The organism is Specibacter sp. BI4 (assembly GCF_056680095.1).
Window position 1 is genome coordinate 900,998 of the sequence record NZ_CM155265.1, and the last position, 20,937, is coordinate 921,934.

Annotated in this window: 17 protein-coding genes; 9 read left to right on the plus strand and 8 right to left on the minus strand. The window is 65.5% G+C overall.

Going from position 1 to position 20,937, the window contains the following annotated elements; all coding sequences use genetic code 11:
* Nucleotides 1-136 precede the first annotated feature (136 nt).
* Entirely contained in the window at nucleotides 137-1,150 is a 1,014-nt protein-coding gene (locus AC1L6K_RS04245) for a LacI family DNA-binding transcriptional regulator (protein ID WP_480951481.1), read from the plus strand.
* Here the strand turns inward: AC1L6K_RS04245 and AC1L6K_RS04250 are convergent.
* Genes AC1L6K_RS04250 through AC1L6K_RS04260 form a run of 3 tightly spaced genes read right to left on the minus strand, consistent with a single transcriptional unit; the run spans nucleotide 1,147 to nucleotide 4,813 of the window.
* Nucleotides 1,147-2,091 (minus strand): carbohydrate ABC transporter permease, encoded by a 945-nt coding sequence (locus tag AC1L6K_RS04250; protein ID WP_480951482.1) that lies wholly within the window; start codon nucleotides 2,089-2,091, stop codon nucleotides 1,147-1,149. The genes AC1L6K_RS04245 and AC1L6K_RS04250 overlap by 4 nt on opposite strands.
* Entirely contained in the window at nucleotides 2,088-3,143 is a 1,056-nt protein-coding gene (locus AC1L6K_RS04255; protein WP_480951483.1) for an ABC transporter permease, read from the minus strand. The genes AC1L6K_RS04250 and AC1L6K_RS04255 overlap by 4 nt, the downstream gene beginning before the upstream one ends.
* Nucleotides 3,140-4,813, minus strand: coding sequence for a type 2 periplasmic-binding domain-containing protein (locus tag AC1L6K_RS04260; protein ID WP_480951484.1), 1,674 nt, complete (start codon nucleotides 4,811-4,813; stop codon nucleotides 3,140-3,142). Before AC1L6K_RS04260 ends, AC1L6K_RS04255 begins: the two co-directional genes overlap by 4 nt.
* Nucleotides 4,814-5,089: 276 nt before the next feature.
* Here AC1L6K_RS04260 and AC1L6K_RS04265 point away from each other — a divergent pair, with 276 nt between their 5' ends.
* Nucleotides 5,090-5,971: a glycoside hydrolase family 3 N-terminal domain-containing protein gene (locus AC1L6K_RS04265; RefSeq protein WP_480951485.1), complete on the plus strand. Its 882-nt coding sequence runs from the start codon at nucleotides 5,090-5,092 to the stop codon at nucleotides 5,969-5,971.
* A gap of 16 nt (nucleotides 5,972-5,987) precedes the next feature.
* Nucleotides 5,988-8,009 carry a glycoside hydrolase family 3 C-terminal domain-containing protein gene (locus AC1L6K_RS04270; protein WP_480952694.1) on the plus strand — a complete coding sequence of 674 codons (2,022 nt, stop codon included), beginning with the start codon at nucleotides 5,988-5,990 and terminating at the stop codon, nucleotides 8,007-8,009.
* Here AC1L6K_RS04270 and AC1L6K_RS04275 read toward each other — a convergent pair.
* Both AC1L6K_RS04275 and AC1L6K_RS04280 read right to left on the minus strand, forming a co-directional pair.
* Nucleotides 8,006-8,956, minus strand: a complete 951-nt coding sequence (locus AC1L6K_RS04275; protein ID WP_480951486.1) for a hypothetical protein — start codon at nucleotides 8,954-8,956, stop codon at nucleotides 8,006-8,008. The two genes, AC1L6K_RS04270 and AC1L6K_RS04275, sit on opposite strands and share 4 nt — an antisense overlap.
* A 145-nt stretch (nucleotides 8,957-9,101) precedes the next feature.
* The gene (locus AC1L6K_RS04280; protein ID WP_480951487.1) at nucleotides 9,102-9,860 is read right to left on the minus strand and encodes a M50 family metallopeptidase; all 759 of its coding nucleotides are present in this window, start codon (nucleotides 9,858-9,860) and stop codon (nucleotides 9,102-9,104) included.
* Between the two features lie 235 nt (nucleotides 9,861-10,095).
* On the opposite strand from AC1L6K_RS04280, the gene AC1L6K_RS04285 reads away from it, so the two are divergent.
* Genes AC1L6K_RS04285 through AC1L6K_RS04295 form a run of 3 tightly spaced genes read left to right on the plus strand, consistent with a single transcriptional unit; the run spans nucleotide 10,096 to nucleotide 12,753 of the window.
* Nucleotides 10,096-11,778 (plus strand): ATP-binding cassette domain-containing protein, encoded by a 1,683-nt coding sequence (locus AC1L6K_RS04285; protein ID WP_480951488.1) that lies wholly within the window; start codon nucleotides 10,096-10,098, stop codon nucleotides 11,776-11,778.
* A 40-nt stretch (nucleotides 11,779-11,818) separates the two neighbouring features.
* Nucleotides 11,819-12,106, plus strand: a complete 288-nt coding sequence (locus AC1L6K_RS04290; RefSeq protein WP_480951489.1) for a hypothetical protein — start codon at nucleotides 11,819-11,821, stop codon at nucleotides 12,104-12,106.
* Nucleotides 12,106-12,753, plus strand: a complete 648-nt coding sequence (locus AC1L6K_RS04295; protein WP_480951490.1) for a GDSL-type esterase/lipase family protein — start codon at nucleotides 12,106-12,108, stop codon at nucleotides 12,751-12,753. Before AC1L6K_RS04290 ends, AC1L6K_RS04295 begins: the two co-directional genes overlap by 1 nt.
* 10 nt (nucleotides 12,754-12,763) lie before the next feature.
* On the opposite strand, the gene AC1L6K_RS04300 is transcribed toward AC1L6K_RS04295, so the two are convergent.
* Both AC1L6K_RS04300 and AC1L6K_RS04305 read right to left on the minus strand, forming a co-directional pair.
* Nucleotides 12,764-13,675 carry a serine protein kinase RIO gene (locus AC1L6K_RS04300; RefSeq protein ID WP_480951491.1) on the minus strand — a complete coding sequence of 304 codons (912 nt, stop codon included), beginning with the start codon at nucleotides 13,673-13,675 and terminating at the stop codon, nucleotides 12,764-12,766.
* 170 nt (nucleotides 13,676-13,845) lie between these two features.
* Nucleotides 13,846-14,571, minus strand: a complete 726-nt coding sequence (locus AC1L6K_RS04305) for a hypothetical protein (RefSeq protein WP_480951492.1) — start codon at nucleotides 14,569-14,571, stop codon at nucleotides 13,846-13,848.
* 122 nt (nucleotides 14,572-14,693) lie between these two features.
* Here AC1L6K_RS04305 and pta point away from each other — a divergent pair, with 122 nt between their 5' ends.
* The 3 genes from pta to AC1L6K_RS04320 are packed head-to-tail and all read left to right on the plus strand — an operon-like array spanning nucleotide 14,694 to nucleotide 18,517.
* Nucleotides 14,694-16,802, plus strand: coding sequence for a phosphate acetyltransferase (gene pta / locus AC1L6K_RS04310; protein ID WP_480952695.1), 2,109 nt, complete (start codon nucleotides 14,694-14,696; stop codon nucleotides 16,800-16,802).
* A complete protein-coding gene (locus AC1L6K_RS04315; RefSeq protein WP_480951493.1) occupies nucleotides 16,802-17,944 on the plus strand; it encodes an acetate/propionate family kinase in 1,143 nt (380 codons plus the stop codon). Before pta ends, AC1L6K_RS04315 begins: the two co-directional genes overlap by 1 nt.
* Before the next feature lie 9 nt (nucleotides 17,945-17,953).
* Nucleotides 17,954-18,517 carry a GNAT family N-acetyltransferase gene (locus AC1L6K_RS04320; RefSeq protein ID WP_480951494.1) on the plus strand — a complete coding sequence of 188 codons (564 nt, stop codon included), beginning with the start codon at nucleotides 17,954-17,956 and terminating at the stop codon, nucleotides 18,515-18,517.
* A gap of 22 nt (nucleotides 18,518-18,539) precedes the next feature.
* Here the strand turns inward: AC1L6K_RS04320 and AC1L6K_RS04325 are convergent, their stop codons facing one another.
* A complete protein-coding gene (locus AC1L6K_RS04325; protein ID WP_480951495.1) occupies nucleotides 18,540-20,747 on the minus strand; it encodes a S9 family peptidase in 2,208 nt (735 codons plus the stop codon).
* Nucleotides 20,748-20,937 lie beyond the last annotated feature (190 nt).

The window sequence follows — 20,937 nt, forward strand, 5'->3', positions numbered from 1 at the left end:
GAATCGAAAGGCTGAAAGTTCTTTCGATGAAAATGGTGCGGTGATTATGGATAAGTGTTGTGTTGCGTGCTCATATAGACTCGAAGCGGTTCGCTGAAATGCCGGGCCGCGGAGTGACGGTTAGAAGGAGAGTGGCATGGCCACGATGAACGATGTCGCCCGGGCTGCCGGCGTGTCCACAAGCACTGTGTCTTATGTCCTCAGCGGCAAACGGACCATTTCCGCCGACACCCGGAACGAGGTGCTGGCGGCCATTGAAAAGCTCGGCTACAGCCCCCACGCGGGCGCCCGGGCACTGGCCTCGAACAGGTCCAACGTCTTGGGTCTCGTGGTGCCATTGCGGGCGGATGTCAACGTCAGCGTCGTGATGCAGTTTGTCGCCGCCGTGGTCACCACCGCACGCACCTTCGAGCAGGACGTGCTGCTCCTGACCCAGGACGACGTCGGCGGAATCGAGCGGGTGGTCTCCCAATCCGTTGTTGACGGGCTGGTCATGATGGACATTGAGGCGAAGGATCCACGCATCCCCCTGCTGGCGAAAATGGGCAAACCCGCCGTGTTGATCGGTGTGCCCGACGACGCCTACGGCATCAGTTGCGTTGACTTTGATTTCGCCGCCGCGTCCAGAATCTCCGTGCGCCACCTGCTGGATCTGGGCCACCGCCGGCTGGCCCTGATCGGATCCCCGCAGGCCGCCCTGGAACGCCACGCCACCTATGCCGACCGGGTGCGCAGCGGTTTCGAGGATGCCTGCCGCGCCGGGGGCGTCGAATTTGCCAGCCGTGCCTGCGAATCCACGGCGGGTGCCCTGGCCGAGGCACTGGAGGAGCTCGTGACGGGTCCCGAGGCCGCGACCGGGCTGGTGGTGCACAACGAGTTCCTGCTGCCGATCCTGCGGGACACCCTGGCGACCATGGGCTTGAAGATCCCCAGAGACCTGTCGGTGGTGGCCATCGCCCCCACCGACGTGGCGGTTTCGAGCACCGTGCCGTGGACAGCAGTGAGCATCCCCGCCCATGACATTGGCCGGGCCGCCGTCGAAATGGTCATGGAACGGCTGCACGCCGAGAAGCCCACCGAGGTGCGGCTGATTGTGCCGACCCTGGTGCAGCGGGCCACCACCGTGGCCGCGGACGGTGCTGTCCACTAGCCCTTCACCGCACCGATCATGACGCCCTTGGTGAAGTGCTTTTGCACGAACGGGTAGACGAACAGGATCGGCACCATCGCCACAACGATCACGGCCATTTGCAGGGCCAGCGACGCGGCGACACCCTGCCCCACGGCGATTTGTCCCGGCACTGACACGCCCTGCAGCACATAGGACCGCAGCACCACCTGAAGCGGATTCTTCGAACTGTCATTGATGTACAGGATGGCGTTGAAGAATGCGTTCCAATACCCCACGCCGTAGAACAGTGCGATGACGGCCGTGACGGCCTTGGACATCGGCATCACGATCTGGCCCAGAATGCGCCATTCGCTGGCCCCGTCGATCCGTGCACTGTCCAGGATTCCCTGGTCGATGCCCATGAAGAACCCGCGCAAAATGATGATGTTGAACACCGAGATGCAACTGGGCAGGATCAGGGCCGCATAGCTGTCGATCATGCCCAAACCGGACACGAGCAGGTACGAGGGGATCATGCCAGCGGCAAAGAACATGGTGATCAGCAGGACAAACAAGAGCGGGGTGTGGGCGAGCGTGCCGGGGCGGGACAGGCCGTAGGCGCACAGCACGGAAACCACCATGCTCAAAACGGTGCCGACCGCCGTAATGCCAACGCTGACCATGATGGCCCGGGTGACAACGCCTCCCGTAAAGATCTGCCGGTAGGCGTCCCAGCTGATTTCGCCGGGGACCAACACAAGGCCTCCGGCGTTGGTGATGACTGACTGGGGCGAAAGGCTTGTCAGCACGATCGTGTACAGCGGCAGCAGGACGGCCAGCACCACAATAACCAGCGTGGTCGACTTGGCAACTTTCGCCGTCCGGGTGGGTTCCTCCTCCCACGCTGCGCGGGCAGGTTCAGTGCTGCGCGGCCAACCGCGGCCGGCCGGTTTTTTGTGTGACTTTGAAATGGTGGTCATGACTTGGAATACACCCCTGCTTCGCCGAATAGGTGGGCAACTTTGTTGGCCCCGAGAATAAGCGCCAGCGACACGACGCCCTTGAGGAGCCCGGCTGCCGCGGCATAGCTCCAGTCACCGTTTTGGACACCCGTATAGTACACAAACGTGTCCAGGACTTCGGCTGCCCCGGCGCCGACGGCGTCACGCTGCAGGATCAGCTGCTCGAAGCCAACCGACAGGGAGTCGCCCAGGCGCAGGATCAGCAGCAGGATGATGACGGGGCGCAGCCCCGGCAAGGTGATGTGCCACATGCGGCTCCACCGGTTGGCACCGTCCACCGCTGCGGCCTCGTATTGGGAGGGATCAATGGCATTGAGCGCGGCAAGGAAGACGATCATGCCCCAGCCCGCGTCCTTCCAAATGGACTGGGACGTGATCAGGAACAGGAACGTGTCGGGGTTGGTCATAATGTCCAGGCCCTGCCAGCCATGGGCCAGCAGCTGCTGATTGAGCAGCCCCGCCCCGCCCAGAATCTGTTGGAACACGGCCACGACCAGGACCCAGGAAAAGAAGTGGGGCAGGTAGACGACAGCTTGAATGGCGGCGCGCAGTGACGGGCGAACGAGCGAGTTGAGCAGGATCGCCAGGCCGATGGGAATGGGAAAGAAAAAGAACAACTGGAAGGCCGTGATCACGAGGGTGTTCTTGACGGCCATCCAGAAGTTCCCGTCGCTGAGCACCCGGGAAAAGTTCTCCAAACCAACCCATGGGCTGTTGGCGATGCCAACGTAGGGTGAGTAGTCCTGAAAGGCAACGACGTTGCCCATGATGGGCACGTAGGCGAAGAGGGCCAGCAGCAGGACCGCAGGCATGGTCATGAAGATCATGGCCTTGTCGCGGCGGAACCTGGCCTTGAAGCCCAGCCCGGCCCGCACCCCCGGCGGCAGTGCGGACGTGCCGCGGGTGCGCCGGGACCGGGCGGAGCCGGTGGGTTTGCCTGGGGATGCGGTGTCCGGGACGGCGGCGGTGCCCGTCTTCACCAGGGTGGCCGTGGAACGCTGCCCGCTCACGCGCTCAGGAATCCCGTGTAGAACTCGCGGAGCTCATCGCCGCCGTCCTTCTTCCACGTGGCGATAGCACCGTCGAGCTCGCCGATCTTCTTGCGGCCGCGGGCAATGTCCATGGCCAGATCGTCAAAGGGCTTGCCCAGTGAGCCGAACTTGCTGGGTTCTTCGATCTGCAGTCCAAAGAACTCCGGTTCCTTGACGAACGGGGCCTGGCGGGCCTCCCACTCGCTGGCGGACTGCACGTAGCCCGGGTACTGGACCATGGAGTTGACGGGCGCGGAATTGACCAGAAAAGCGTAGGTGCTCGTCACCTCGGCGCGACCCTTGTCGTTTGTCTGCGGGACGTTCTTTGCATCCTGCTCGTAGTGGACGCCTTCCACGCCATAGTTGACGAGTCTGTGTTCCTCGGTGCCAAACGGTGCAGCAAGGTAATTGGCCACCGCGAGCATTTCCTCGATCTTGGTCTTGTCACTGTTCTTTTTGATGAAGCTGAAGATGCTGGCGGGGGAGCCCTTGAAGAGTGTGGGCTTGCCGCCATCCGGTGCGAAAAAATCCATGGGCTGCATGTCGAACGAGGGGTTTGTGGGCAAAACCCTGTCCAGTGCTTCGTGCCAGTACCCCAGGCCTCCACTGGTCATGACGGTGGCGCCGGATTCAAAGCGGGTGTTGGCCTGCTGGACGTTGCCGGCCACGGCGTCCGGGTGGACGGCGCCTGATGCAAACAACTTGGCGATCCATTCCAGGGCGGCACGGTATTCGTCCGTCTCCACCTTGTTCACGAGCGCACCGTCAACCAGCGACCACTTCGGGACAACGCCGTGCATCAGCTGCGCGCCGGTCCAGACGTCTTCCGAACCCCAGCGGTTTTTGCCCGGGTTTGTCAGTTCCTTGGCAAGGGAGAGGTACTCGTCGGCAGTCTTGGGTGCTTCCAGTCCCATCTCGGTCAAGATGTCCTTGCGGTACAAGAAGGCGTCCGTGATGAGGGTGGAGGGATAGGGCAGGCCGTAGAGGCCGCCGGCAAAGGAGCTGAACTTCCAGGCCGCGGTGGGGAGGTTGGCGAGGTTCGGATATTTCTTGATCTTGTCGCCAGCCAAGTACGGGGCCAGGTCTTCAAAGACACTGGTCGCGGCTTCACTGAAACGCGGCGGCAGGTTCCAGGAAGGGATGACCACCCAGTCGGGGACGTTCTTGGGCGAGGCGAGCACCGTCTGGATCTTGTCGCCGTAGCTGTTGCCATCGTTGACCTGAAAGTCGATGGTGGCGCCGAGCGCCTCGTTGACAGCCTGGTAGTAGCTGTTGTCAGCCAAGGCCGGCGGCACCGTCCACCAGGCAGGTGTCATGGCCTTGTATGATCCGCCCTTGCCCGGAACTTCCGTCACGGACTTGACCAGTTTGGCGGGGATGGTGGTGAAGCCGGGGGTGGAGCCGTTGACGCTGGCAATGTCGGGGGTGACCAGGTCGATGGGGATGTAGCTGGGGACGACCTTGGCCACCGTGTCGGCCAGGCCCGACGATGATGTCACCTGTGCCTTGCCGGCGCCGTTACCGCAGGCTGTCAGGACGGCCGCGGTGCTCAGGGCGACGGCGGAAATGCCGGCAAGCCCGAGAAATGACCTGCGGTTTAGGTTTCCGGGACCCTTGCCTGTGCCGGCCTGCTGTTCATGCTTTTTCATAATGTGCCACTCCTTTGTGAATGCGGATGCCATGAATTCGCAGCGGTGCCGCTGGCTGCGGTTGATTGGCCTTGGGGTCAAGCAAATGTGATGCCAAGCGAATCGAAAATTTTATCGATGGAAGTCGAAGCGCATCGATTGAATTGAGCGTAGGGCATAAACAGCCCATGACGCAAGAGTATTTTGTGTTGTAAGTCACCCGATTTTGGTGTAAGAATGGAGCCCAATCCTGCACGCAAGCGCTTAAACATCCGTGCCCATTTCAAAGGAACTGTTATGACCTTCCCTGTTGCCATGACTGCCACGGAGCCCGTGCCCGCGACGCCGGCGGGCAGCCCCGAAGAACTCTTGTGGCAGTTGGGCGCAGCTGAGAAGCTGGCCATGCTGCACCAGCATTCCCCTGCCGTCGAACGACTGGGCATCCCCGCGTTTGCGACAGGCACCGAGGGCGCCCACGGCGTGGCCTGGCTGGGCAAGGCAACAGTTTTCCCGCAACCGGTGGGCCTGGCCGCCACCTGGGATGAGGACCTGCTGCGCCGCGTGGGCGAGGCGGTGGGGGCCGAGGTCCGGACCAAACACGCGGCGGATCCGTCGGTCAGCCTCAATGTGTGGGCCCCGGTGGTCAACCCGCTCCGGCACCCGTTGTGGGGCCGGAACGAGGAGGGTTTCTCGGAAGACCCGGTGCAGACGGGCCGTCTGGCCTCGGCATTCTGCCAGGGCCTGCGCGGCAGCAATCCTGATGTTTGGCAGACCACACCAACCCTCAAACATTTTCTGGGCTACAACAATGAGGTGGACCGCAACGTCTCCTCCACGCAGCTGCGCGCCAGGGTGCTGCACGAATACGAGCTGCCCGCCTACAGCACGCCCATCGCCGATGGTGCGGTGGGCGCCGTCATGCTTTCCTACAACCGTTGTCAACGGCATGCCTGCCCATGTCTCGGACCTTGTGGCCGGGCATTTGCGCCAGTGGCCCGGAGGTGCCGGGCTGGCGATCGTCACGGATACCGGGGCGCCCACGAGTTTGTACACGGCCGAGAAGTACTTCCCGGACGCCCCTGCCGCCTATGCCGCCGCGCTGCTGGCCGGGGTGGACAACTTCACCGACGACGGCACAGACTCCGCACCCTCGATTTCCCACCTGGCGCAGGCGCTTGAGCGCGGGTTGATTTCCATGGACGACGTCGATGCGAGCGTCCTGCGGCTGCTGCGCCTGCGCGCCATAACCGGGGAGTTCCGGGGCGGCCCCGCGCCGCTCCCGTCGGTTGCCGAGGAGGCCCGCCAGGTCGAGGCGCACCGGCTGCTGGCCCGCGAGGCGGCGGAGAAATCAGTCGTCCTGCTGGCCAACAATGCTCCGGCCCCCTCATCCGGAAGTCCGACGCCGGGCCCCCTGCTGCCGCTGCCGGCCGCACCCGGGCGGCTGGCGGTGATTGGGGCGCTGGGAAGCCGTGTCCTCACTGACTGGTACAGCGGGACTCCCGAGTACTCCGTCAGCCTGGCCGAAGGCCTCGGCGAGCTGTATCCCGGGGTTGCCGCGGTTGGCGGGCACGACGTCGTCGCCCTGCGCAGCATCCGCACCGGACTTTATCTGGGCAGCGCAGGGGAGAAAGACGCACTGGCCGCAAGTTCCGCAGCGGCCGGCCCGGACGAGCTGTTTGAGCTGCAGGACTGGGGCGGCGGCGAAGCCACCCTGCGCTCGCGGACGAACGGGCTGCTGCTGGCGGCCGGGAATGACGGCTATTTGCACCCAAGCGCGAGCCGGGTTGGCGGCTGGATTGTGCAGGAGACCTTCCGCCTGCACCGTGGCAGCGACGGCGGTGTGCGGCTGCAGCATGTGGGCACCGGCAAATGGGTCCACCTTGAAACGCACACCGGAAGTGCCCTGCTGCTGGCCGGCGGCATTGACGTTGCCGACACCTTTGCGCTGCGGATCCAGGAGAACGGCTTGGAAGCGGCGGCGCGGGCGGCCGCCGAGGCTGCTGTCGCCGTCGTCGTTGTGGGCAACGATCCGCACCTGGGCGGGCGGGAAACACTCGACCGCAGCACACTGGAACTTTCCCAGCGCGACCAGGAGATGGTGCGGGTGGTGCGCGAGGCCAACCCCAACACCGTGTTGGTGATTATTTCCTCCTACCCGTACTCCCTGGGCGAGCTGGCCGGTGTGCCGGCGATCCTGTGGTGCTCCCATGCCGGACAAGAACTGGGGCACGGACTGGCCGCGGTGATGTCAGGGGCGGCCGAGCCGTACGGGCGGCTACCGCAAACGTGGTTTGCCCGGGACTCCGACCTGCCTGAAATTTTGGACTACGACATCATCACCGCGCGCGCCACGTACCAATATTCGACGGCGGAGCCGCTGTATCCAATGGGCCACGGTTTGGGCTATGCCCGCGTCGAATACAGCGAGCTGACGGTTTCAGACAACGGCGAAAGCGGCATTGAGGTGGCTGTCACCGTGCGCAACACCGGCTCCCGGGAGGCCGGGGAACTGGTCCAGATCTATGCGGCCGCACCCGGCCACCGCTTTGAGTTCCCGCGGAGGCTGCTGGCCGGGCACAGCAGGGTGCGGGTGCCGGCAGGGGAACGGCGCCGGGTCACGGTGACAGTGGCGCGCGAGCGGCTGGCCACTTTCAGCGTCACGGCGCTGCGCATGCTGACAGAACCCGGCGAGTACATTTTCCTGGCCGGCAGGTCTGCCGTGGACCTGCCCCTGGCGGCAAGCGTGGTCCTCACCGGCGCCGGCAGCCCCGACAGGCAGCCGGGCGGCGAAATCCGCGCCGAACATTTCGATGCCGCCCACGGACTTGAACTGGTGCCGGAAACCCACCTTTCCGGCACGGCCGCCGCCGTCATGGCCGGACATCCACGGGCGGTGGCGGAATACCGCAACTGGGCGACAGGCCGGACAGCCGACAGAGGCCAGACAGCCCCGACGGACCCGACGGCCCCGGCAGGCCAGGGGACGTTGAGCGTTGTCAGGAGCGACGGCGGCCGCGTCGCCTTCGAACGGGCGGGGGCCGCCGGGAGCTGGCTGCCGTGGGTGGCTTTGGACATTCCGGCAGGGAGCAGCGGCGAGATCAGCTTCGAACTGCCGGCCGCCCCTGATGAGCGGGCGGCCGACCTCCGCATGGTCATGACCGGCGCTGTTGCCGTCGCTTCATTCCGCCTGGGACAGGGTCGCCGCGAACGTCCTTAGAGCTTCCACTTGTTGATGCGGTAGGAGTTGGCAAGCAGTTCAAGCGTTCCCGGGTTCGCGTCCCAGTAGCTCTTGTGGCCGCTGATGCCCATCCGCTGCGGGGTCCCCCACGGGGTCACGGAGAAAAGATTCACCGCTTCAATGTCGTCTCCGGCGGCAGTCTTGCAGCTGAAACTCACCACAACGGCGAGACCGCGCCGAAACTCGCGGGTTTCAGGGGTGCTGGACTGGAAGTCCGAGGCACATTTGTGCCCCACCAACTGCTGGGGCAGCTCGGCGGCGGGAGTGCCGGCGAGCTTGTCCTGTGTGGCTTGGATGGCGGCCCTCACCTTGGCCGGATCGGTGCCGTACTTTCCCTCCTCAGACTCTGCGAAGAAGGCAAAGGCCATGGAAATTCCGTCGGCATCCTTCTCCTCGGTGCCCTGGGCGACCTGCTGCATCGCCTCACCGGTCTCCGTATCCGTGGTAATGCCAAACGTGCCGTCGTAGCCCCATGATTTGAGGTGCTGGAACGAGGACTCACCCGTGACGAACTTCCCGAACAGCGGATCGTCGTCTGCCGGGACGTTGCTGGGGCCGTCAAGTTCGTCCCAGCCCTTCGGCAGCGCCACCGCGCCCTCGGGCATCCCGTCGCCGGCAGCAGAATCGGGAGAAGAATCCGCAGGCGTCGGCTCCGTTTCTGGTTTAGTTTCAGCCGGCGTGGACGGAGCGCCCGACGCCGCCGGGCCGGTGCTCGCCGTGGGGGCGGGCCGCTCGTTGGCCGCGACCTTCGTCAATGCCGGGATGACCCAAACAAACAAGGCGATCACGGCAAGCACGACAACAAACGCAATGGATCCAAACACGATGGCCAGGGTCTTGCGGTTGGATGGGCCGGGCTGGGGAGCGGGCGCACCCGGAACCGGGGAGTTGTATGGGGGCTGCGGCGCCCCGTTGTAATTGCTCATGAAAGACCCTTTCCAGGTGGTTGCGCCGCCAGCGATCCCCGGAGTGCGAATCTGGTCCTGTCCAGGGACAGATGGTGGGCGTGCGCCAATACAAAGAGTAACGGAAACCCTGCATGCGCTGGGAAGGGACCCGCGCAGCCGGGGATCAGGGTGCCAGCAGGCCCCAGAGCAGCCAGGTGGACAGTGCGGCCGAGCCGGCAATCACGACGGCAAAACCGGCCAGCCAGATGAACGACGGCATCCCGGTGGACTGCGCCAGAATGTAGGCGTCGGAACTGGCCAGCTGGGTGCGACGGCGGGTGTGGACGGCGGCCACCTTGAAGAAATCGCGCACCGAACCGACACCCAGCGCGATGCCCAGGGCCAGGACCACATAGCTGACGGTCTGTGCATCGGCGAACATGACAAGGCATTGGGCAATGGCCGCACTGACCAGGGCCACACAGATGCCGGTAAAATTTCGGAGGAAAATCAGGGCGAGCAGCAGCACGAGCGCACCCACGGAGGCCGCGGCGCCGGCCCAGCCGGCGGACACCGACCAGACCAAGGCCAGGCCAACCACAGCGGGCGCCGGGTAGCCCCAAAATCCTGACCAGGTGGCACTGAAACCGCGCCGGCCGCTGCTGACCAGCTGGCCGGAATGGTCCAGCCCGATCTTGAGCCCGTGGATGAACCGGCCGGTCATGAGGGCGGCGAAGGCGTGGCCCAGTTCATGCACAAACGTCACATAGAGGCCGAACCAGCGCCACGTCACGCGCGGGATGCTCAGCAGCACGGCCGCCGCCACAATGCCCAGCAACAGGATTGTCGAAACGCTGGGGGCGTCGGTGCGGGTGAAGCCGTTGAGGACGGCGGCCCACCAATTGGCGGCAGTGGTGCCCAGTTCTTCGGCGGCATTAGTCATACCTAGCAGCGTAAACGATGAAGCTGTCCGGCAAATGACGCGCCGGCGCCGCGGCAACACCGCACCTTGACAACCCCGGCCAGTCCCGTGCGACACTTGATAAGTTCTGTCCCCTCCGTGAGGAAAATCCGTTGAAGACTTGGTTCGCTTTCGCCTAACCAGCGCTGAAGTGATGCACGCTGCGCCCCAAGAGGCTCGGCCCGCAGCTCCGGCGCCTTCATCGTCGAGGAGAACCATGCAGAACACCCACCCCATTTCGCTGTCCCACCTTGCCTTTTCCTGGCCCGACGGCACCCCTGCATTTGATGACTTCAGCACCGTCTTCGCCGCTGGCCGTACGGGCCTGGTAGGCCCCAACGGCACTGGCAAGACCGCCTTGCTGCGCTTGATTGCCGGGGAACTGGTGCCCAGCAGCGGGACCCTGGCGACGTCGTCGCCCGTGGCCTACCTGCCACAAAAGCTGACCCTGCGCACCGGACAAAGCGTCACTGAACTTCTGGGCCTGGCCGAAAAGCGCCGCGCCCTGGCCCAGGTCCTGGCCGGGCACGAGGAAAACATGGCAGGGAACCTTGAGCTCATCGGCGACGACTGGGACCTGGAGGAACGCGCCGTCGCACTTTTGGCCGGCTACGGGCTGCCGGCCGCCGGGCCGGAATTCCTGGACCGGACAGTGGGCACGCTGTCCGGCGGGGAGGCCATGATCGCCGCCCTGGCCGGGCTGGAGCTTGCCGCGAAGCCCATCACGCTGCTTGACGAACCCACTAACAACCTGGACCGCACCGCCCGGGAGCGGCTCCACCACGCCGTTGAAAGGTGGCGCGGCACGTTGGTGGTGGCCACGCACGACCGCGCCCTGCTGGAACGCGTCGACGCCATCGCCGAACTCCGGCCCGTTCGCAGCCGGGCGTGGACCGGGGAGCGGGTGCAGCTGGTCCGGCACGGCGGGAATTGGGACGCTTTCCAGGCCGAGGTGGAAGCGGAGCGCGACAGCGCCGAGCGCCTGGTCCGCGATGCCGGTGCCCGGCTTGCCGCGGAGAAGCGCCAGCGGATCGAGGCGGAGACAAAGATTGCCCGCCGCGCCAAGCAGGGCCGCAAGGCGGCTGAATCACTGCCCAAGATCCTTGCCAATGAACTGCGCAAGCGGGCCGAACAGTCGGCAGGGAAGATGCGCGGCACCATGGGCAGCCGGGAATCCGACGCTGCCACGGCGCTGGCCGACGCCAAGGACTCCCTGGTTGCCGAGTCCCGCATCCGGATAGACCTGCCGGAGACCGCCGTGCCGCAGGGCCGGACAGTGCTCGACGCACCGGCGTCGGCTGTGGCCTTGGGGATGATGCACGACGGCGGCACCCCGCTTGCGCCCGACACGCGCCTCACGCTCCGCGGACCCGAGCGGGTCATGCTGACCGGGCCCAACGGGGTGGGAAAGACGACCCTTCTGGACACGCTGGTGCAACAAGCCGCCGTGCCGGTTGGATACCTGCGGCAGCGAATTGGCTCCGGGGAGGAAGGCGATTCCTGGGCAGGCCTGGACGATTCGCTGACTGTCCTGGAGAACGTGCGTGCAGCAGCAACGTCGGCGGCACTCTCCGATGTTCGTGAGCAGCTGGCCCGTTTTCACTTCCGCGGTGGGCTCGCCAACCAGCCGGTCGGGGAGCTCTCGGGCGGGGAAAGGTTCAGGGTGGCCCTGGCCCGGATCCTGTTGGCGCGGCCTGCACCGCAGCTGCTGCTCCTGGACGAGCCCACCAACAACCTGGACCTCGTCTCCACCGAACAGCTGGTGTCGGCGCTCGCCGGATACAAGGGGGCCATGATCGTGTCGAGCCATGACGATGCCTTCCTTGCTGCGCTGGCACCGGAGCGGGCCTGGGAATTGCGGCGGCCGGTCGCAGAGGGTGAGGCGGCGGCGCAACTTTAGTGCCGCCGTCGTGCTGTCAAACAACGGATAGGCTGGCGGTGTGACTGAACTCCCGCAAGTGACACACCGTTTTGAACTGTCCCTCCGCAAGCCGTGGCTGGGGTGGTTTCCACGGCCGACGGTGGTGATCGACGGCACGGCCCAGCCAACCCAGTGGGGCACGCGCAATTGGAAGGTGGCCGGGGACGTTGAGGTCAGGATCTTTTTGTACAACCGGCTCTGGAAGTTTGGCGAGGCCGGCTTCAGCGTTGCGGAGGGCGAGCCGGTGAGCCTCGTCTACTCCGCACCCTGGCTGCCGTTCCTGCCCGGCAAGGTCCGGTCCGCCTGATGGACGACGCCGGGCTGCAGTTCTGCTTCATCGGTGACTCGTTCGTGGCCGGCATTGGGGACGAGACCGCGCTGGGCTGGACCGGGCGTCTGGCGGCGCGCGCCTCGGCCGCGGGGATCCCGGTGACCGCCTACAACCTGGGCATCCGGGGCAACACGTCCGCCGACATTCTGGCCAGGTGCCGGGGAGAGGTTGACGCGCGGCGTTCACCCAAGCGGCAAACGCTCGTCGTGCTGTCCATGGGTGTCAACGACACCACACCGGTGGACGGTCGCGCCCGCGTCCTCGTCCCGTTGGAGGATTCCCGCGCCAACCTTGAACGCATGCTGGAGATGTTCGCTGGTGATCCCATCCTGGTCGTCGGTCCGCCTGCCGTGTCCGACGATGCGCAGAATGAGCGAATTCGCGAGCTCACAGAGGCTTATCACCTGCTGTGCCGCGGCCGGGGGATTCCGTTTGCGCCGGTCTTCCACTCCCTGGAGATGGACCCCGTGTGGCGCCGGCAGGTGCTCGGGAGCGACGGCGCCCACCCGCGCTCCGAGGGCTACGAGACGCTGTATGAACTTGTGGCGCCGGTTTGGGACAGCTGGTTGGACGGCCAGGTTGGGTCCGGGGCCGTGGCCCCGGGCCCGACCAGCGCCAGGTGAGATCAGCCGGTCACCAGGCTGAGGCGAGCAGCCCGCCCAGAAGCTCACCGTCGTCGACCTCCAGGCCGCGGGACGTGAACCAGGCGCACATGTTCCTGCAGTCCCGGGCCAGCAGTTCCGCCCCCTGCAGGTTGCCGGCCAGGTCAACCAGCTGCGGCAGGTCGATGACGACCAGTCGGTCGCCGGCGGCCAACACGTTGTATGGCGAGAGGTCGCCGTGGGCGAAGCCCATCCGGGCGAAGGCCGTCATGGCGCCGACGAGCTGCTCCCAATAGCTTTCCAGCCGCTGCCGGTCCGGGTGGACCGACTGCAGCCGCGGGGCCGCTGCGCCGGGGTGTTCCGGGTCCTCGATGAACTCCATCATGATCTCGCTGCCGCAGATCTGCACCGGATAAGGCACGGGGATGCCATTTTCATGCGCCATGCGCAGATACGTCCATTCGGCGTTGGCCCAGCGGCCGGCCTCCACCTCGCGGCCGTAACTGCTGCCGTTCTTGAGGGCCCGGGCGTCACGGGAGCGCCGCACAGACCGCCCTTGGGTGTAGGCGGATGAGCGGTGGAACAGGCGCTGTTCGGCGGAGCGGTACCTTTTGGCGGCCATGAGGGCGCTGCGGGAGTCAGTGGCCCGCTCAACCAGGAAAACGTCCGCCTCCTTGCCGGTCTTCAGGACGCCGAGGTCGGTGTCAATGGCGGCGGCGTCCTCAATGACAAACGGGGGATGGGGCGACGGGCCGCGCATGAGCTTTTCAAGTTCGGGCCAGGTGGACCAGCGCTGGTTGTCGGCGAGGGCATCGTCAAGGACGTTCCAGTCCGCGGTGCGTTCCTGTGACCCGGCAAAGCCATTGCCGGACCTGGGGCTGCGGCGCTGGGCTGACTTGCGGGTGGTTTTTTCGAAGTGCTGTTGGTCAGCAGAATTCTTCATGGGTGAATCGACTCCTGTGGAGGGCAATGCGGATGTTTTGGGCGCGGAATGCTGCGAAAACAATCATTGGGTCCTCCTTCGGGTCGGTTCACTTCATGGCGGCAAGCTGCCTCTTGGCGGCAAGCCTTTTTATCTGATCACGGCTGTGCCGGTGCCGTCAACGGCGGGCGCTAGGGTCGGCGCGCGGCCGCTGCTTGCCCGGTGCCGGCGGGAAGCCCGGCCCAGCGGCCCCAACCGTAAATTGCAAGGGCGCCCTGGACCAGGTGGAGGAAGATCAAGACCGAGCCCTGGGCCGAGGCGGCAATGCCCCAAATGGCGAAAGCCGATGCGGCGACCACCAGGAACCACGCCCAGCGGGAACGGTGCGCAAGCCCCAGCAATCCAGCAGGCAGCAGCCCGAAGAAGAAACCTGACATCATCAACGCGCCCAGGGGGACCCTGGACAGCGTGAGGGGATCGGAAAAGTTCAGGTACAGCGAAATGACGGCAATCATTGATGCTGCCGCGCAGGCCAGGGCCACCACCAGGGGTGCCGCAATGTCAACGGCCCGGAACGGCTGCACCGTGATGTCACGCGTGAAGGGGGCGGAGAGCGGGAACTTGTGAAACGACAACAACCCGTAAAATGCGACGCCGATTGTCAAGAGCAGCGGCACGGCAATGCCGATGACGTACAAGAACAATGCCATCGGGGAGCTGATGCTGTTGCCGGGGAACTGGGCAATGTCGGCCAGCCCGGGCATGAGGAAGGCCCCGGCCGCCAGCCACCAGCCCAATTCATGGCGGCGGCCCAAAAACACCAGGGCCGCACACATCAACAGCACGCCGGCAATCCTCAGCGCGACAACCACCATGTCGAGACTTCCATCTACACGGCCAAATAAGAGATCGCCCATTCCATCCATCCCCCAACACTAGGCGGGAAGCAAGCTCCGCAGTGATTCCCGCCGCCATGTACTCCGAAAACCGCCGTACCGTGCTTGGATGAGGGAAGACGCGCGAAAGGCGAAAAATGACCATGACCCGTGGAATTTATGTCAGTGCCACCACGCCAGGTTCGGGAAAAACGTTGGTGTCCCTGGGGCTGGCCGATGCCCTGCACCGGCGCGCGGACAGGATTGGCTTCTTCCGCCCCATCACCTCCGCGGCCGATCCCGGGCAGGACCCCACCGTCGCGATGCTGCGCCGCATGTACCAGCTCGGCACCGACGTGTGCCGCGCAGGCATGACAAGCACCGAGGCACGCGCCCTCCTGGCAGCCGGCCGGCGCGAGGAAATTGATGCCCGTGCCGTGGAGATTTTCAGCGAGATCGCCAAGAATTGCGACGTGGTCATTGTGGAAGGCACCGAACTCACCGGTCAGGACGCAGCCGTTGAATTTGACCTCAACGCCCGCCTGGCCAACAACCTGGGCCTGCCCATGCTGGCGGTTGTCGGCGCCCGGGGACTGGATGCTGCGGAGGTTGCCGACGCCGTTGACGTGGCCCGCAAGGAGCTTGCCGCCGAGAAATGCACGCTGCTTGCCATGCTGGTCAATAGGGCCGACCGGGCGGACATGGACGCCATCAAGTCGGCGGTGCGCCCGGGCCTCAGCAGCAGGCCCGTCTATGTGATCCCCGAAATTGCCGAAATTTCCCGCCCCACAGTGGGAGAAGTGGCAGCCGCTCTGGGCCTGCGCCAGATGACCGGCAGCTCCGAGCTCGAACGCGACGTCCACGCCATCAAGGTCGCCGCCATGACAGTGGGCAACTTTCTGCACCTGCTCAATGGCAACGACCTGGTGATTGTCCCCGGCGACCGGGCCGACGTCATGGTCGCGACGTTGGCGTCTGCCATTTCGCCGGAGTTTCCCGTCCCCAGCGGCATGGTGCTCACCGGCGGCCTTGCCCCGGACCCGCACGTGCTCCCCTTTCTGGCGCACGCGCCGTTCCCAGTTTTTACGTCCGACGACGACACCTACAGCACCGCCCGGGCCGTCAGCGAGGTGCGCAGCGAGATCCATTCAGGGCAACGGCGCAAGGTGGCCGCCGCCCTGGGTGCCTGGGCGCGCAATGTTGACGAAGGGGAACTCCTTGGCAGGCTCTCCCTGCCGCGGCCGGAGACCATGACCCCGCTGCGGTTCCTGCATGAACTGATCGAGCGTGCCCGCAGCGAGCGCAAGCATATTGTCCTGCCCGAAGGCAGCGACGCCCGGGTGCTGGCTGCCGCTGAAATCCTGCACCGCCGCGACGTTTGCGACCTCACCATTTTGGGTTCGGTGCAGGCAGTTGAGGAGCAGGCCGCCTCGCAGGGCATCGAGCTGCGCGGAATCACCATTGTGGACCCCGCAAGTTCACCCCTGCGGGAGCCGTTCGCCGTTGAATACCAGCGGCTGCGCGCCCACAAGGGTGTCGACCTGGACCGTGCCCGGGAGATCATGGCAGACGGGTCCTACTTTGGCACCATGATGGTCCAGCTCGGCCACGTGGACGGCATGGTGTCGGGTGCCGCCCACACCACGGCAAATACGATCCGTCCTGCGCTGGAATTTGTGAAGACCCGTCCCAGGGTGCGCATCGTTTCCTCCGTGTTTTTGATGCTGCTGGCTGACAGGGTCCTGGTGTACGGCGACTGTGCCGTCAATCCCGAACCCAACGAGGAACAGCTGGCCGACATCGCGATTGCCTCGGCCGAAACGGCCGTACAGTTCGGGGTGGAGCCGCGCATCGCCATGCTGTCCTATTCCACCGGCGGTTCCGGCTCGGGTGAGGCTGTGGACAAGGTGCGCCGGGCAACCGAGCTGGCCCGAGCGGCGCGGCCGGACCTGGCCATTGAGGGGCCCATCCAGTACGACGCCGCGGTGGACGTTTCCATTGCGGCATCAAAATTGCCGGCTTCAGCTGTCGCCGGGCAGGCGACGGTGTTCATCTTCCCCGACCTGAACACCGGCAACAACACGTACAAGGCGGTGCAGCAATCCTCCGGAGCCGTCGCCGTCGGCCCTGTCCTGCAGGGCTTGAACAAGCCGATCAACGATCTGTCCCGCGGCTGCACTGTGGAAGACATCGTGAACACCGTGGCGATCACCGCCATCCAGGGCCAGGGCGCCGGCCCCGCCGCCGAACCCGCTGAAGCGAAGGATTCCTAATGCGCGTGCTCGTCATCAACTCCGGTTCTTCCTCACTGAAATACCAGGTGCGGGACACCGACACCAACGAGGTTGCTGCGACCGGCTTGATTGACCGCATCGGGGAGGGTGCCGGCGGGCCGACCGACCACGGGGAGGCCATGGACCAGGTGGCGGCCGTGCTGGCGGCCGAGCTGGCGCAGAGGCCCATTGACGCCGTCGGACACCGGGTGGTGCACGGCGGGGAACGCTTCAGCGAACCCGTGCTCGTCAACAATGAAATTACCCGCTCGATTGAGCGGCTCAACCCCCTCGCGCCGCTGCACAACCCGGCGAATGTGCTGGGCATCCGCGCCATCACCGCCAAGTGGCCGGACATGCCGCAGGTGGCCGTTTTTGACACGGCGTTCCACCGCACCCTGCCCGAACACGCCTGGCGGTATGCGGTCCCGGACAAGCTGTACCGGCAGTACGGGATCAGGCGCTACGGCTTCCACGGGACCTCGCACGAGTTCGTGACGGGTCGGGCCGCGGAATTGCTGGGCGTGCCGCTGGCCGGCTTCAATGCAGTGGTGGCGCATCTGGGCAACGGCGTCTCACTCACGGCCATCCAGGGCGGCGCCAGCATCGACACGTCCATGGGATTCACGCCGCTGGAGGGCCTTGTCATGGGCACCCGCAGCGGCGACATCGACCCCTCGATCCTGATCTTCCTGCAGCGCCAGGGCATGTCCGCCGACGAGATCGACACGATGCTGAACCGGGATTCCGGGCTCAAGGCGCTCTTCGGGGACAACGACATGCGCACCGTTGTCGACGCCGCCAACGCCGGGGACGCCCGCGCGAAGCTGGCCCTGGACATCGCCTCGTACCGGCTGGCGAAGTACATTGGCGGCTACCACGTGGCCGTTGGCGGGGCGCACGCACTCGTGTTCACGGCCGGCATTGGCGAGAATTCCGCCGACTTCCGCGAGCAGGTTGTTGCCCGGCTGGGTGCCCTTGGCGTGAAGCTCGACGGCGCGGCGAACCTCGAGCGGTCGGGTTCGGCCCGGGTGATCAGCGCCCCTGATTCACTCATTCCGGTGCTCGTGGTGCCCACCAACGAAGAACAGGCGATCGCGGAGGCGACGGCCGCCGTCGTGCTGGGGACGCAGCAGGGGTAGGCTCTACGCATGCTTGAGATTCCGTACCCGCTGGAGACCGAACGGCTGGTGCTGCGGCGTTTCACCGCCGACGACCTTGACGACTACCACGCATACGCCAGCCTGCCCGAGACCTCCCGCTATTTGTTGGGCGGGCCGCGGAGCTATGTGGAGTGCATGGGCCGGATTGCCGGGTTCATCGGCGATCCCTTTGAAAAGCCGGGCGACTGGGCTGCGTTTGCCATGCAGCGTCCCGGACAGCCCGGGCTCCTGGGAAACGTGGCGTTGAAGTGGAGTGACGGCGGGAAACCGGACGCCGGCACGGCCCCGGAACGTGTTGGGGAAATCGGCTGGTCGCTGGCTCCGGGCGCGCAGGGGCAGGGGCTGGCCACGGAGAGTGCGCGTGCCGTGCTTGACCTGGCCATGAATGAGCTGGGGTTCCGCCGCATGGAGGCCCGGCTGGATGCCCGCAACAACGCGTCGGCGGCTGTGTGCGAACGACTCGGCATGCAATTCGAGGGTGTGCTGCGCGACAACATGTACCTCAAGGGCGAATGGACGTCCGAGGCCGTATACGCCCTGGTCCGGAGCTGACCGCCAATGAGGTAACCGCCAATCAGCGCAGCTCGGTTGCCCCGATGGCGTCGGCCAGGAACGCGTAGTCCCAGGCGCGGGTCTTCCAGCCTTCGTACCTGCCGGACGCGCCGCCGTGGCCGCCGTCCATCTCAATCTTCATCACGATCGGCTCCGAGCCCGTGGACTTGGCGCGCAGTTCCTGGACCCACTTTGCCGGCTCCACGTACAGCACACGGGTGTCGTTGAAACTGGTGACGGCCGCGATCTTCGGGTAGGCAACAGCCCGCACGTTCTCGTACGGCGTGTACTCCTGCATGTACTTGTACACCTCCGGATCGGTGATCGGGTTGCCCCACTCCTCCCATTCCAGCGCCGAGAGTGGCAGTTCGGGGTCCAGGATCGTTGTCAGGGCGTCCACGAACGGCACCTGCGCCACCACGGCGGCGTACTTTTCCGGGGCCAGGTTTGCGACGGCGCCCATCAGCAGTCCGCCGGCCGAACCGCCCATGGCCGCAATGCGTGCAGGATCCACCCAGCCGGATTGCGCCAGCCAGTCGGTGGCCGCCACGAAGTCGCTGAACGTGTTCTTCTTGGTGAGCTTCTTCCCATCCTCGTACCAGTGCCGGCCCATCTCGCCGCCGCCGCGCACGTGCGCAATGACAAACACCACGCCGCGGTCAAGCAGCGACAGCCGCGGCACCCCAAAGCCGGGATCCATGCTGACCTCGTAGGACCCGTAGCCGTACACGACGCCGGCATTCGCACCGTCGCGGGGCAGGTCGGCCCGGCGCAGCACCGACAACGGCACCTGCGTGCCGTCGGCGGCCGTGGCCCATTCGCGTTCGGCAACGTAATCCTCGGAGCGGTAGCCGCCCAAGACGGGGGTTTCCTTGCGCAGCAACAGCTCGCCGGCGGCCGCCTCTCCGGCCGTGGGCAGGACGTAGTCGTACACGCGCGGGGGTGTGAAATCCGAGGAGTAGACCAACCGGATCACGGGGGACTCAAACTCGCTCCCGCCCATCGACGCCGTGTACAGCTCCTCGTCAAAGACAGGTTCGACGGCGGCACCCTGCCCCGCGGTTCCCAGGCGTTCCAGCGCCGTCACCTGGATGCGTTCGATGGTGTCCTTGCGCAGTGAAACGACCATGTGTGTGGCGGTCACCGTGGCGCCGTTGATGCGCACGGAATCGTCGTGCGGGACGACGGTTGCCCACTGCTGCCCCGCCACGGGCTTGCTGAACTCGGCGGCGTCAACGAGGGAAATCATGGAATTCACGGCGTCCCGGTCATGGGTCAGCAGGACCTTTTCGACTCCGTCCAGAAGGAAGGGCTCGGCGTCGTACAGGATCCCGGCGCTGCGCGGGATCAGCAGCTGCAGGCCATTTTCCGGGGCGGCGAAGTCCAGGAGTCGGCTTTCGCTGAACTCGGAACAGCCGATGCTGATCATCAGGTGGCGGCGGTCGGCGGACAGGCCGAAGCCTGTCCACATGGCGACGTCATCCTCCTGGTACAGGACCTCATCGCTGTCCACGGGCGTGCCCAAAACGTGGGTTTTCACCTGGTACGGGCGCCAGGAATCATCGGCCACCATGTAGAAAAGTGTGGTGCCGTCGGGGGAGAACGTCACGCCGTAGAAGGCGTTCTCAATGATGTCAGGCAGCAGCTCGCCCGTGCTCAAATCCTTGAAGCGGATGGTGAAAAGTTCGTCGCCGGCGTTGTCCACGGCGTAGGCGTACAGCTTGCCGTCGCGGGTGACTGCCGCGCCGCCCAGGGCGAAGAAGGGCTGCCCCTCCGCCTCAACATTGCCGTCCAGCAGGATTTCTTCACCCGGCACGTCCACGCCAGGCTCCACGAGCGGGGGAGTCCAGTCCGCCAACGTGCCATCGCTGCCGGCGGCCACCCGGCACTGGATGCCGTAGGCCTGGCCCTCAACCATGCGGCCGTAGTACCACCACCCGTCCTTGCGGCTGGGCACGGACAGGTCGGTCTCCTGCGTGCGGGACTTGATCTCGCTGAAGATGTCCTGGCGCAACTGCTCCTGGCCGGCCGTCACGGCATCGGTGTAGGCCTGTTCGGCGTTCAGGTGGGCCACGACCTCGGGGCTTTCCTTTTCGCGCAGCCACTCGTAGTTGTCCACGAAGGTGTCCCCGTGATGGGTCCGCTCCACGGGAACGATTTTGGCGACCGGCGGCGCCGGCAGGGCGGAATCGGTGGCGGACGGGGTGGCTGCAGCTTCGGGGAACGTCATGGATTCCACTGTATAGAGGACTGCAGGCCGCGGCGAAGGAGTATGCCAACAGCGGAGCGGCCCTGAAGTTCACGCCCGGCCCGAACAACTGCCGCGCGGCTCCGAAGGGCGCAGACGTCAAGGGGGTGTTGACCACGGACCCTTGCCGTGGAATATTTATAGAACGATCGGTCGGTAATGTTCGGGCCGG

Excerpts from the sequence above, each read along its gene's own strand:
- AC1L6K_RS04300 (WP_480951491.1), bottom strand. The coding sequence starts at position 13,675 with ATGAAGAATTCTGCTGACCAACAGCACTTCGAAAAAACCACCCGCAAG.
- AC1L6K_RS04260 (WP_480951484.1), bottom strand. The coding sequence starts at position 4,813 with ATGAAAAAGCATGAACAGCAGGCCGGCACAGGCAAGGGTCCCGGAAAC.
- AC1L6K_RS04325 (WP_480951495.1), bottom strand. The coding sequence starts at position 20,747 with ATGACGTTCCCCGAAGCTGCAGCCACCCCGTCCGCCACCGATTCCGCC.
- AC1L6K_RS04320 (WP_480951494.1), top strand. The coding sequence starts at position 17,954 with ATGCTTGAGATTCCGTACCCGCTGGAGACCGAACGGCTGGTGCTGCGG.
- AC1L6K_RS04280 (WP_480951487.1), bottom strand. The coding sequence starts at position 9,860 with ATGACTAATGCCGCCGAAGAACTGGGCACCACTGCCGCCAATTGGTGG.
- AC1L6K_RS04295 (WP_480951490.1), top strand. The coding sequence starts at position 12,106 with ATGGACGACGCCGGGCTGCAGTTCTGCTTCATCGGTGACTCGTTCGTG.
- AC1L6K_RS04305 (WP_480951492.1), bottom strand. The coding sequence starts at position 14,571 with ATGGGCGATCTCTTATTTGGCCGTGTAGATGGAAGTCTCGACATGGTG.
- AC1L6K_RS04270 (WP_480952694.1), top strand. The coding sequence starts at position 5,988 with ATGGACGACGTCGATGCGAGCGTCCTGCGGCTGCTGCGCCTGCGCGCC.
- pta (WP_480952695.1), top strand. The coding sequence starts at position 14,694 with ATGACCCGTGGAATTTATGTCAGTGCCACCACGCCAGGTTCGGGAAAA.
- AC1L6K_RS04275 (WP_480951486.1), bottom strand. The coding sequence starts at position 8,956 with ATGAGCAATTACAACGGGGCGCCGCAGCCCCCATACAACTCCCCGGTT.
- AC1L6K_RS04250 (WP_480951482.1), bottom strand. The coding sequence starts at position 2,091 with ATGACCACCATTTCAAAGTCACACAAAAAACCGGCCGGCCGCGGTTGG.
- AC1L6K_RS04245 (WP_480951481.1), top strand. The coding sequence starts at position 137 with ATGGCCACGATGAACGATGTCGCCCGGGCTGCCGGCGTGTCCACAAGC.
- AC1L6K_RS04285 (WP_480951488.1), top strand. The coding sequence starts at position 10,096 with ATGCAGAACACCCACCCCATTTCGCTGTCCCACCTTGCCTTTTCCTGG.
- AC1L6K_RS04265 (WP_480951485.1), top strand. The coding sequence starts at position 5,090 with ATGACCTTCCCTGTTGCCATGACTGCCACGGAGCCCGTGCCCGCGACG.
- AC1L6K_RS04315 (WP_480951493.1), top strand. The coding sequence starts at position 16,802 with ATGCGCGTGCTCGTCATCAACTCCGGTTCTTCCTCACTGAAATACCAG.